Raw genomic sequence first — 12,228 nt, forward strand, 5'->3', positions numbered from 1 at the left:
CAGCCCGTCCCACGGCAGAGCATATAGCTCCGTAGGCTGGCAGACTGTTACCATCTGCCACAGGTTTGCTCTTAAAAATGTTTTAGCGGTATTTTTTAAGTACATATAGCAGAGTCTATAAACCATATCAACATTTCGTTTATAGATTTCAGCCAATTCTTTATCCGAACAGACGAAAGCGTCCTTTTCCATTTCCTCACCTCCACCTATAACACGATTGGGAGGATGAAAATATCCTATACCCCCGAAAGAATCCTGGTCCTTACCATGTTCTACAGATAAAGGCGCTTTGGCAAGGAGAAAGCAACTCCATTTCTATGTTCGAAGAGCGATCACGATGCTTCCGCCGCTGCTGCTCATCGTTTCCGGCAAACGACTCTGCCTGATGATCTGTGATGGAAAAACGGCTAGGAAAAGATACTTGCGTCAAAAACAAAATAAAGCTATTATGGACTCATGAAGTCTTGAATAGAGGTGGGCCATGAAATACTCTCAAGCGACCGACTACGCGCTTCATGCCATGCTCTATCTGGTGACGGCGGCGCCGGACAAGCCTGTGCCGGTCCAGCTTTTGGCCGAGAAACTGGGCGTCTCCCAAACGTATTTGTCCAAGATGCTGACGAAGCTGGTCAAGGCGGGCCTTATCCAATCCGTTTCAGGCGCAAATGGCGGGTATCGGCTTAGACGAAACAAGGAAGACATTTCGTTTCTGGACATTATCCATGCCATCGAAGGAACCGCTTCCCTGTTCGAATGCAGCCTGAACCACGGCAGCGAATGTCTGATACAACAGGTCGTGATCGAAGCCGAACAGAAGATGGAGCAGTATTTGCGGAACAAAAAAATATCCGAACTGGCCGGACAATTCAAGGGGATTGGATGATCCGGATTCTTTTTCGGTTTAATTATGGATTTTTAGAATCTATAATATCTCCAATAATCATACCGCACTGCGGAAGGAGGATCAACATGATGTACGATTGCACAATTATTGGTGGAGGTCCGGCGGGACTAAATGCAGCATTGGTGCTCGGCAGGGCGAGAAGAAGCGTGGCGCTGTTCGACAACAATCAACCGCGAAATGCCGTGACGCAAGCCTCTCACGGGTTTCTTACCCGCGATGGCGTAACGCCGGCCGAATTTCGGAGCATTGCTCGCGAGGAGGTGCTCCAGTATCCTTCCGTAACGTACTGTCCTGCCAAAGTAACGGATGTCCGCAAGCTTCAAGACGGCTTTCAGATCATCACGGGGGGCGGCGAAACGCTCCGATCCCGCAAGCTGCTGATCACCGCCGGTCTCAAGGAAGTTTTTCCGGCTATCCCCGGGCTTGCGGAAATGTACGGAAAGAGTCTGTTTCACTGCCCCTATTGCGACGGTTGGGAGCTGCGGGACCAACCGCTGATCATACTGTCGGAGAATCCGAAAGTCTACTTTATGGCCAAGCTGCTCTACAATTGGAGCCGCGATCTCGTTATCTGCACAAATGGCTACAGCGTTTTGACGGATGAGCAAAAGCAGGTGTTGGCTTCGCGGAATATCATCGTGACGGAAAAAACGGTAGCCGCTTTCCTCGGCAGCGAGGGGAAGCTTCGGCAGGTGGAATTCGCAGACGGTTCGCGGATTGACAGAACGGGTGGATTCGTAACGCCGCAATGGCTGCCGCAGGCTGTTTTTCGCGACGAGCTTGGTTATGAGACTACGGAATCTGGAGGAATTCTGACCGATGCGGCGGGAAAAAGTACGGTACCCGGCTTGTTTGCTGCCGGGGAAGCCGCTTCCGGAACGCCGTCCCAGCTGATCGTGGCTGCGGCAGCCGGGAGTATGGCGGCTGTCGCGATTAATACGGAATTGATGGAAGAGGAATTTGCCTTCTGAGATGGCAAAACTAAGATATAAGATCGCATCTTTTTCTGCACCTGCGCAAAAAAGCTGCCGGGAAATTCCTATTCCCGGACAGCTTTTTTGTTCGCCTTTTCGTCCGCTGTTTTCAAGGACCTTCGGCCATGCGTTCCGTTCATCACCACGACAGACTTGAATGATTCACTCCCAATCCGCGTCTCAGCCGTGTATGGCTTGCCCCGCTGCGTTCAATACGGCCTCCATCAGCGTTTCCGACAGTGTCGGATGGGCCGCGATAAAGCCTTCCATGGCATCTGTTGTCATTTCCCCATGCAGCATCATTGTTCCCTGACCGATCATTTCCGTCGCCCGGGGGCCGACAATCGAAATGCCAACGATCTCATTGAACTTCGGCTCGACCATGACTTTCACTTTCCCCGCCTGTTCATGCAGAATCAACGCTTTTCCATTCGCCGCAAAAGCGAATTCGCCAACGCGAACATCCCCGTACCGCTCTCTGGCTTGCATTTCCGTTAGCCCGACACTGGCTATCTCCGGCGAGGTGTAGATACAGCGGGGGACAGCGTGATAGCACGCTGTCTTCTCTGCGCCGCTAGCATTGAGGGCCGCCACTTCGCCCTCGTGAAAAGCGGCATGGGCGAGCTGAATACCGCCAATGACATCTCCGCAGGCATAGATATGAGAGACGCTTGTCTGCATGTTCTCGTCGACATGAATGCCTTTCACGGAATACTGTACGCCGATCCGGTCCAACCCCAGATCTTCTACTCTGGGCTTTCTGCCAATCGCGACCAATACATGCTCCGCCCTTATTTCTTCCACCCTGTCTCTGATTTGCACCGAAGCTGTTTTCGTCGCCGCATCTGCGCTTTTAAGGGCTGCCTCTGTGTAAATGGTTGCCCCATCCGCTTCCAGCTGCCGCCTGAGCACCTCCGCGATGTCACGGTCCTCCCCCGGCAACAGTTGTTCAGCCATCTCTACCATCGTGACCTTTGTTCCCATTCTGCTGTAGATGCTGGCAAATTCACAGCCAATCACCCCTCCCCCCACGATCAGCAGCGTAGCGGGAATGCGGGAAAGCGACATCGCCTGACTGCTGTGAATGATCCAGCTTCCGTCAAAGGGAGCAAACGGCAGCTCGATCGGCTCGGAACCGGTTGCAATGAGAAAACGGTCAGCGGCGATTTCTTCCACTCCGTCCGGTTTTTCCACTTTCACGACCCGATCCGTCAAAAAGGCTGCCTTCCCCTGAATGACTTGCACTTTGTTTTTCTTCATCAGATATCCTACACCGAGGACAAGCTTTTTCATCACTTTGTTTTTATATTGCTGGACTCCGTGCCAGTCGACGTACACTCCGTTTGCTGGCACGGCGATCCCGAAGACTGCGGCGCGCTTTACCTTTTCATACGTTTCCGCGCTTTCCAACAGCGACTTCGTCGGGATGCAGCCTTCATTGAGACATGTTCCGCCCAATTGCCGGTCCTCTATGACAATCACTTGCTGTCCTTTGCGTGCGGCTGTTATGGCGGCGACGTAGCCTGCCGGTCCACCGCCGATAATGACTACAGTTCCCACGGGGTCTCCTCCTTACAACAGCAGACTCAGCGGATTCTCCAGGCAGTCCTTGACGCTACCCAGAAATTGAGCCGCCGGCGCTCCATCCAGCACGCGGTGATCAAATGTCAGGCTGAGCGGAAGCAGGCTGCGCCGATGCAGCTCTTCTCCCCGGTAAACGGGCACCGCCTCGATTGCACCGACGCCGAGAATGCCGGTCTCCGGAGGATTCAGCACAGGTGTGAAATGCTCCACCCCGTAAGCTCCCAAATTGCTGATCGTAAAAGTAGATCCCTTCATCTCGTCGCCGCTCAGCTGATTGTTGCGGGCTCGCTCGCCAAGCGACTTGATTGCTTTCGAAAGCTCCAGCAGCGTAAGTTGGTCCGCGTGGCGAATCACGGGGACCACGAGTCCCCTCTCCAGGGCGACAGCGATTCCGAGATGGACATGTCCGTACGTTTCGATTCTCGGCTCCTGCTGATCCGTCAAAAACGCGCTGTTCATCCGTTTATGCTTTTTCAGCGAAAGGACAACGGCCCGGGCGATAAAGTCGGTTACGGAGAGCTTCCCTTCCTGACGTTTTTCCAGTTCGGATGCCAGTTGCTTTTGCAGCGCCAGCAGCTCGGTCAGGTCAGCCTTCGCGGTCATCGTTAGCTGGGCGCTCTGCCGCAGGCTTTCCAGCATCCGCGTGGCGATTACCTTTCGCATCCCGGTCACTGCTGTATTCTCCACCACCTCCTGGATGGAAGCGGTTTTTGCGGTTTCCATGGCAGGCTGCGCCGACGGCCGAAGAGTGGCTGACGGCGGAGGGAGAGTTTCTGCACGGGAAGCAGCTCCGCTCGCCAGTGCCTTTTCCACATCCTCTTTCGTGATGCGGCCTTGCGGGCCTGTACCTATGATAGACTCCAGATCCAATCCCGCTTCTTCCGCCATCTTTTTGGCGACCGGCGAAACTCTCAGATTGCCGCCTTTGCGCCCTGCTGGCGCCGGTGTGGTGTTTTCCGCCGCTACCCTCGCTGGCACCGGTGGCGTTTTTTCTGCCGCGACTGCCGCTGCTGCCACCTCCTGACGTTGTGTTGATTCTGCTTCCGCATGGGGAGCGTGTTCGATTTGCTCTCCCGATTGTCCGATATAGCCGAGCACGGTTCCATAAGGTACAACCTCGCCATCAGCGACGGCGATCGCGAGCAAGATGCCATCCGCCGGCGCTTCCAGCTCCATCTCGATTTTTTCCGAGCTGATGTCGACAATTCCCTCGCCTTTCGCGATCTGGTCACCGACTTTCTTTTTCCAGGCGATCACCGTTCCTTCCACCATAGACATTCCCAATTTGGGCATGATCACTTCCGCTGCCATGTATTCCATTCCCTCCTTCGTTCATTGGGCTGGCAGGCACTCCTCCATAGTGTGTGGGGGAGTGCCCGGGATTTTTAGGAAACTGCCATGATGGAAGCGTCGCCGATCAATTCGGAGACCACCTCGATCACTTTTTTCGGAGAGGGCAAATACAGGTCTTCCAGAGGCGGCGAGAACGGCACAGGCGTATGCGGAGCCGTAATCCGTTTGATCGGCGCGTCGAGCGTGTCGAATCCTTTGTCGGCGACAAGCGCCGCGATGTCGGCTGCAATGCCGCAGCGCGGGTTCGCTTCATCGATGACGATCAACCGGTTGGTTTTGGCTACGGAAGAGAGGATGGTTTCTTCATCCAGCGGCGACAGGCAGCGCGGGTCTACCACCTCGATTTCGATGCCTTTTTTGGCAAGCAGCTCAGCCGCTTCCAGAGCTGTGTGCACCTGTTTGCCGATGGCGACGATGGTCAAATCAGAGCCGGTTCGCTTGATGTCCGCTTTTCCAAGCGGAATGGTATAGTGTCCTTCCGGTACCTCTCCCGTCATGTTGTAAAGGGTTTTGTCTTCAAAGAAAACGACTGGATCGTTATCGGCGATGGCCGTCAGGAGCAAGCCTTTCGCATCATAGGGCGTCGACGGCACCACCACCTTGATGCCAGGGATGTGGGTAAACATGGCGTACAAGCTTTGCGAGTGCTGGGCCGCAGCGCGGAATCCGGCCCCGTGCATCGTGCGAATCGTGATCGGCACCTGGGCTTTGCCCCCGAACATGTAGCGGAATTTGGCCCCCTGGTTCATCACCTGGTCCAGGCAGCTGCCGATAAAATCGTTGAACATCAGCTCCGCGATCGGCCGCAAGCCTGTGGCGGCCGCTGCCATGGCCGCGCCCACATAGCCGGCTTCCGTGATCGGCGTATCGAGCACACGGTCCCGGCCAAATTCCTGCACCAAGCCTTTGGTCACGCCAAGAACGCCGCCCCATGCTTCATCATCCAGCAGATGATCGACCTGTGCCCCTCCTGCCACGTCCTCTCCCAGCAAAATGACATTTTCGTCCCGCTCCATCGCGATTTTCATCGCTTCATTGATCGCTTTGGAAAAACTGAGCTTTCTTGCCATCCTTTCTCCTCCCTTCTATTAGTAAGAGACGTACACATCGGTCAAGAGCTCGCCAGCTTCCGGGTATGGACTCTGCTCGGCAAAACGGATGGCGTTCTGAATCGACTGTTCCACCGCCTCCTCCATCTGCCCCAATTCATCTTCCGCAAGAAGCTGACTTTGCGTCAGATAATCCCGAAACAGCTTGATCGCATCCCGCTCCTGGATGTGCTCTTGTTTTTCCGATTCCTTTTTATACTTCTGGGCGTCGCCCTCGAAATGGCCGTAGTTGCGATAAGTAATGCACTCGATCAGGGTCGGCCCCTCTCCGTTCCTGGCTCTCTTCACCGCTTCTTCCGCGACGCGATAGACCTCCAGGACATCTTTGCCGTCTACGATAACACCGGGAATGTTGTAAGCGCTTGCGCGATCGGCTATATTTGTACAGCTCGAGGCATACGCAAATGGCGTCGCCTCCCCGTATCCATTGTTTTCTGCTACGAAAATCACGGGCAGCTTCCAAATCGCCGCCAGGTTGATCCCCTCATGGAATGTCCCCTGGTTGTTGGCTCCGTCGCCAAAAAAGCAGACGCTTACGTTTTGGGTCCGCTTCAGCTTGGCTGTCAAAGCGGCTCCGCACGCCAGAGGGAAGCCTCCGCCGACGATGCCGTTCGCTCCCAGCATCCCTTTATCCAGATCGGCGATGTGCATGGAGCCGCCTTTCCCTTTGCACAGCCCCGTCGCCTTCCCGTAAATCTCGGCCATCATTCCATCCAGATCGCAGCCCTTGGCGATGCAGTGGCCGTGTCCGCGGTGTGTGCTCGTAATCGAGTCCCGCACTTCAAGATGGGCTCCGACTCCCACCGCAATGGCTTCCTCGCCAGCGTACAAATGAACAAATCCGGGCAATTTCCCTTGGCCAAACAGGAGATGCACGGCATCTTCAAACTTGCGAATCTCCAGCATTTTTTGATACATCCATCTCGCCTTTTCCTGTGACAACTTGTCCTCTGTCGCGGTTACCTTCATTCGAGCTTCCTCCCATCTTTCCTGAGCTTGCAACCCGTAAATCAACATCTCGCACCACGATTCCCAGCTTCGGCCAGCCTTCCCCCTTCCTTGCCCTATACCTGAAGCAAGTCGTGTGCCAACGCGGCAAACACCGCAGATTCGTTGAAAAACGGGCATTGTCCGCGCATCGTCCCGTGACCGGGCAATACGAAATGAGACGAATTCCCAAACTGTCTCATTTTGTCTCAGGATCGTTTCCCAGGGCCGTTTATGGACAAAAAAACAGCCACCCGTGCGGAAAACACCGATGGCTGCGATTTTGTTTTTCCATTACCCTCGCACAGGGTACCTCCTGCGGTAATCGTCAACAGTTTGCCGCAATCCGTCTAGCTTGAACCGCGAGTAGTCGTCATATTCGACCAGTGACGCCTGCGAGGAAAGCTGCTGTTTGAGCTGCCCGACAAACGCGTCTGCGCTCATGTCCCCCGCCAGTTCCGACAGACTCGACATGCTCATCGGTTCAACAATGGGATAGTCTGCCAAAGACGCTCTCCCGGCGGCGAGATCATAAAACGCTTTGACCAGCCTTCCTCTCTCCTCGCCGCTTCCTTCGACCAGCACAAATGCCTGGACGATGACAGCCCTCGTCTGCCTTCTTTGGGCAATTCCGCAAAACTTTTTCCCCTTCACGCTTACGTCAAATTCTCCTGGACAGTACGAGCCGCTTACTTCCCCGGTATCGATCCGGCAAGGCCAGCTTTTCAGGCTTTGCCGGATGAGCTCTGCCATCAGTACAAAGTGGCGCTGCACATCCAGATCGCCTTGCCGATTGGGCAAAATCAGGGACAGATTGACGACTCCGGGGTCCAGCGGAACTGCCGCTCCACCGGAATTGCGTACCGTCACCGAATAACCTTGTCCCTGAAGCCACTTGACAGCCTCCCGGACCTGGGGAAGCTTCCAGTCCCTCGTCCCAAGCACAAATGCGCTTTTGTGCCTCCAAATGTGAACGGTTGGCATAAGCAGACCTTCTCCCACCTGCCTGCCGCACACTTCATCGAAAGCAAAAGGAAGCATGATGTCCCCTGTCATCACGTTGGCTGCGGCATCGATTACGCCCAGCCGAGCAGGCAAGCCTAGTTCGTCCATTTCTCCTCCTTTCCGCGCTGCCCTACAGGTTGTACTTTTGCAATTTCCTGTAAAAGGTGCTCCGTGGAATTCCCAAAAGACCAGCCGCAGCGGAAGCGCTTCCATTCGTCTTCTGCAAAGCCTGAATGATCGATTGCTTTTCAAGCTCCTCGCGGTACGTCAGCTTGTCAAGGCGGACGCCCCTGCTTTCGCTACCTGTTTTCCCTCTGGTCAGCGAATCAGCCGGTACGATAGGCGGCGCGGCAGCTCTCGCTCCAGTCTGAAACAGCTCATGCAGGAGGTATGGCAGCTCCTCTTCACCGATAATGCTAAGCCGTTCCAATGTATTGAACAGCTCCCGGATGTTCCCGGGCCAGTCGTATTCCATCAGCTGCTGAATGACTTGAGGGATGGTCGCAAGCTCCACCTTGTTCTGCCGGCAGTAAAAGCGGATCAGACAGGGGATGTCTTCTTTCCGCTCGCGCAGCGGCGGCAAATAGAGCGGGAACACGTGCAGGCGGTAGTACAAGTCCTCTCGAAATTTCCCTTCCTTCACCAACTGGGCAAGGTCGCGATGTGTAGCGGCAATGACGCGAATATTTACCGGTATTTCCGAATGGCTGCCGATCGGCGTAACCTTCCTTTCCTGCAAAACGCGCAGCAGGGCAACCTGCATCTGATGAGGAATCTCGCCGATCTCATCGAGGAACAAGGTTCCTCCGTTTGCCTGTTCCAGTTTTCCTTTATACCCGTGGCGGCGCGAACCGGTAAAAGCACCTTCCGCATATCCAAACAGTTCGCTTTCGATCAGGTCTTTGGGTATGGCTCCGCAATTCACCGCAACAAAGGGGCCCGCTTTATACGGACTGTTCAGGTGAATGGCTCGGGCGACCAGCTCCTTCCCCGTGCCGCTTTCCCCCCGGATACACACATTGGCGCTGCTTTTGGAGATGCGCTCAATCTGCCCGAGAACATGCCGGAACGCTTTGCTTGTTCCTGTTTCGCCCGGAAACCGAACCTGGCCGGAAGAAAACGGAAGCGGCGAAGAACGCAGGGTGCTTGCCTCTGACTCCAGCAATACCGCACAGTACCCAATCAGTCCGCCGTGCTGCCCGGAGCAGACAGGCGTGCGCTTTCGTTCCACATACCGATACTCGCCCAGCAGGCTTTGGTAGTCGCATTTCCCCGGCCATTGCCCCATCTTTTGGCGGACCACTTTGTTGACGAAAACGACCTGCTGCCTCCGGTTCAAAATCACGACCGGCTGATTCCCTTCCGCCAGCTCCCACGTACAGCGAATGAGCTCCAACTCGTCCAGCTCGCACCTTCTGCTCCATTCCTGCTCCACGGTATAAGCGATAGAAGAAACGATGGCCAGCATATGGGGATGGCTCCGTTCCAGCGGGCAGGAGATATCGAGGACGCCGACCAGTCTGCCTTCCTCATCGTGAATAGGCGCAGCCGAGCAGCTCCATTTATGGGAAGCCACCGAGTAGTGCTCTGTTCCGCTGATCAAGATCGGTTCCCTGGCATGCAGCGCGGTGCCGATCGCGTTTGTTCCCACCTCTTCCTCGGTCCAGCGAACGCCCTCCACAAAATTTATGTCTTCGGCATATTGCAAAATGGGCTTCTTCCCTTTCATGGAGAGCACATAGCCCTCAGCGTCAATCAGTATGGCGATCATCCCGGTGTCTTCAATAAATTTGGACATCTTCTCCACATGAGGCAAGGTAATCTCAAGCAATTGCCGATGCTTCCGCTTCTGGCTGTCGAATGACTCGCCCTTCAAAATTTCCCGTCCCGTTCCCCGATAGGGGTCCACATATCTGTTTTTGCAGCGAAGCCACGATTCGGAGATTCGCTTGTTGAGGCGTGCAGAGTCGATTACACCTTCTTGTACAAAACGTTTCCACATTTTCGATGAAAGCGTTTCGTTATACAAGGAGCCGCCCTCCTTTGCTTTTCATGGATAAGGGAATATCTATAGATTACCCGTTTTTGTTTTGTTTCTCAATATTCCGAAAACTATCTTGTCATATGTGGCTTTTCGGACTTTCCATCTTTCATCGAGGCCAGGCTACGCCGTTAGGCCATCATTTGGCGTTCTGCAATGCAAAGGGCGTTATGAAAAAAGCTTTCCGGCCGAAAGACCGGCTCTTGCAGCAAAAAGAGCCGCCCCCATTTTTATGTTGGGGTGTGGCTCGGATACGTGGAAGTGTTATTCCAGCTGCTTGGCGATGTCAACCAGCTCGCTCTTGGAAACGGCATCGCCGGTGCTGATCGAAATCTCGATTTTTTGTGCATTTACAAAACGGATTGACTGTTCTTCCTTGCCAGACGCGTCTTTGTCCGTATCATACAGCGCTTCTCTGCCGTTCAGGTCAAGTTTTTCGGCTCCTGTGGCAGGATCGCTGAAATAAACCGTCGGGTTGCTGACATCGCGCAGATCATCAAACTGAATCATGACGCTTTTGCCGCTGTCATCCTTATGTCCATGTTGGCTGTTCTCCTTTCCCCAGGCATAAGCAGTTGGCTGCTGATTGCGGCGCAAGCGTTTCAAGGCGGCATGAAGCCGGGATTTCACCGTACCCAGCGGAATATCCAGAATGCGGGCCACCTCTTCTTGGGAATAGTCGTGAAGGTAGCGCAGAACAACGATTTGTTTCAGCTTGAACGGGAGACCGTCAATCTTCTGCAGCAGATGCCGGTTATCCAGTTTGTCGACAAGATCGGAAGCAAAATCATGCTCCACCTCCGCAGCCTGCTTCCATTCACGAGCTATCAGCTGAAAGGACATCCAGCGCTTGGTTCGGTAGGCGCTAATCTGCCGCATGACAAGGCCCATGAGCCAGGGGCGAAAAGGCCGTTCCAGATCAAAGCGAGGAAGAGACTTGTACAGTTGGATATAAATCTCCTGTACGACATCGTCCCTGTCCGCCATGTCCTCCTCCGCCTTTTCACTATGTATTGCGGACTTTGCCGTTTTTCGTTCGATTTTTCTTTTGACAGGCGACTTTATTTCCCTTCTTCTATCAAGGGCTGCGAAGGACCATCAATAATCCCATTCCATGTGGTTTAAACATTTGTGACCTGATAAAGCTATTTTATTGTAAAGAAACCAAAAATGTATTAATTTAACAGAAATACTGACAGAAATAGCGGCAGTCTGGGACTTTATTTTCTCGTCCTGGATTGCCGCTGTTGTTCTTTGATCGACGATAGCCGCCAGTAAAAGTAGCTGAAAAATGCATGGGATTAACAACAGTGAGCAAAGAGATTTCGAAAGGCCGGTCTCTCTCGTATCGACTCACAGGGCATCCGTTTTACATGCAATTTGACCTTAACCAAAGATTGCAATTTCCCTATTATTTATATCCAACACTTCAATCTTCACAATACCGCCAAGATGACGGGACACTAACTCAGCCAATTCTTTCAGCGCCATATGAAACTCATCGTTTCTTGTTTCATCTATTAATTCAATACAGAGGAATGCATTTTTCGTATTTTCTGTTAGTATCGTCCTCTGGGCTTCACGCCAATTCCAGCATCTGCATATGGCGCCTTCATCATCTTTATAAACAATTTCACCTTCATATGGCGAAGCATTTTCATCACTTCCCAATGGGATAAACGGTTCGTTGCCATTTGCCTGCGTTAGCCGAATATCGCCTGCAAAAGTGTCGATATCCTCTCCCCCACACGGAAGCCCATAACGCAAAGAAATGGAATTATAGATGTCGACAAGCGGGTTTATTGTTCCGATATGATTGCCGTTTTTCACTCTTTTTAATAAAGCTTCAATGGAACACCTTGCCCCTTTCTTTGTCTTGAATTTCTGAAAAGCTTCCCGCCAAACGAATATGACCGGATTGCTGCTGAATTCCTCCAGACTCAAGAATTTATGTGCTTCTTTCTCTGCCTCCTGCAGCATCTTCTCGTAGATTTCAACGTCCCTTATTGAATTATCAATCCCCTGGCAAATAACGGCCCCTATTTTTGCATGAGGGAATAACGACCAAAAATCGTCTTCAATGACAAATCTAGGCATAACATCTCTCTCCATTTCATTATTGTCTTGGCAGAACCGCTTTTTGTTGTGTCACAACACGATAAATTTCATTCTAACACTCTTATGTTTTTGGGGGGCTCGCAAAGGCGGAGAATACCCCTAGAGCAATATAAAAATAACCGGTTATCCGATTCAGCAACTTTGAACTCACTC

9 protein-coding genes and 2 pseudogenes are annotated in these 12,228 nt (G+C 53.1%); 2 read left to right on the plus strand and 9 right to left on the minus strand.

Annotated elements, in window-relative coordinates:
- Nucleotides 1-192 (minus strand): annotated as a pseudogene (locus Q3F21_RS26215) (hypothetical protein); the annotation flags it as partial.
- A 289-nt stretch (nt 193-481) separates the two neighbouring features.
- On the opposite strand from Q3F21_RS26215, the gene Q3F21_RS26220 reads away from it, so the two are divergent.
- Complete coding sequence (locus Q3F21_RS26220; protein WP_340259420.1) at nt 482-883, plus strand: Rrf2 family transcriptional regulator; 402 nt, start codon at nt 482-484, stop codon at nt 881-883.
- An 86-nt stretch (nt 884-969) separates the two neighbouring features.
- Nucleotides 970-1,875 (plus strand): NAD(P)/FAD-dependent oxidoreductase, encoded by a 906-nt coding sequence (locus Q3F21_RS26225; protein WP_340259422.1) that lies wholly within the window; start codon nt 970-972, stop codon nt 1,873-1,875.
- A gap of 183 nt (nt 1,876-2,058) precedes the next feature.
- Here the strand turns inward: Q3F21_RS26225 and lpdA are convergent, their stop codons facing one another.
- The 8 genes and pseudogenes from lpdA to Q3F21_RS26265 form a co-directional block, all read right to left on the minus strand.
- Complete coding sequence (gene lpdA, locus Q3F21_RS26230; protein ID WP_340259424.1) at nt 2,059-3,438, minus strand: dihydrolipoyl dehydrogenase; 1,380 nt, start codon at nt 3,436-3,438, stop codon at nt 2,059-2,061.
- A gap of 12 nt (nt 3,439-3,450) precedes the next feature.
- Nucleotides 3,451-4,773: a dihydrolipoamide acetyltransferase family protein gene (locus Q3F21_RS26235; protein ID WP_340259426.1), complete on the minus strand. Its 1,323-nt coding sequence runs from the start codon at nt 4,771-4,773 to the stop codon at nt 3,451-3,453.
- A gap of 74 nt (nt 4,774-4,847) precedes the next feature.
- A complete protein-coding gene (locus tag Q3F21_RS26240; RefSeq protein WP_340259428.1) occupies nt 4,848-5,885 on the minus strand; it encodes a pyruvate dehydrogenase complex E1 component subunit beta in 1,038 nt (345 codons plus the stop codon).
- Nucleotides 5,886-5,903: 18 nt separating this feature from the next.
- Nucleotides 5,904-6,893 (minus strand): thiamine pyrophosphate-dependent dehydrogenase E1 component subunit alpha, encoded by a 990-nt coding sequence (locus tag Q3F21_RS26245; RefSeq protein WP_340259430.1) that lies wholly within the window; start codon nt 6,891-6,893, stop codon nt 5,904-5,906.
- A gap of 312 nt (nt 6,894-7,205) precedes the next feature.
- Nucleotides 7,206-8,024: a lipoate--protein ligase family protein gene (locus Q3F21_RS26250; RefSeq protein WP_340259432.1), complete on the minus strand. Its 819-nt coding sequence runs from the start codon at nt 8,022-8,024 to the stop codon at nt 7,206-7,208.
- A 22-nt stretch (nt 8,025-8,046) separates the two neighbouring features.
- On the minus strand, nt 8,047-9,918 hold the full coding sequence (locus tag Q3F21_RS26255) for a sigma-54-dependent Fis family transcriptional regulator (protein WP_340259436.1): 1,872 nt from the start codon (nt 9,916-9,918) through the stop codon (nt 8,047-8,049).
- A gap of 618 nt (nt 9,919-10,536) precedes the next feature.
- Nucleotides 10,537-10,998, minus strand: a pseudogene (locus Q3F21_RS26260) (sigma-70 family RNA polymerase sigma factor); the annotation flags it as partial.
- Between the two features lie 345 nt (nt 10,999-11,343).
- A complete protein-coding gene (locus Q3F21_RS26265; protein WP_340259434.1) occupies nt 11,344-12,054 on the minus strand; it encodes a B3/B4 domain-containing protein in 711 nt (236 codons plus the stop codon).
- Nucleotides 12,055-12,228: the final 174 nt, after the last annotated feature.

The sequence above is a fragment of the Brevibacillus borstelensis genome (genome assembly GCF_037834415.1).
GTDB lineage: Bacteria > Bacillota > Bacilli > Brevibacillales > Brevibacillaceae > Brevibacillus > Brevibacillus borstelensis_A.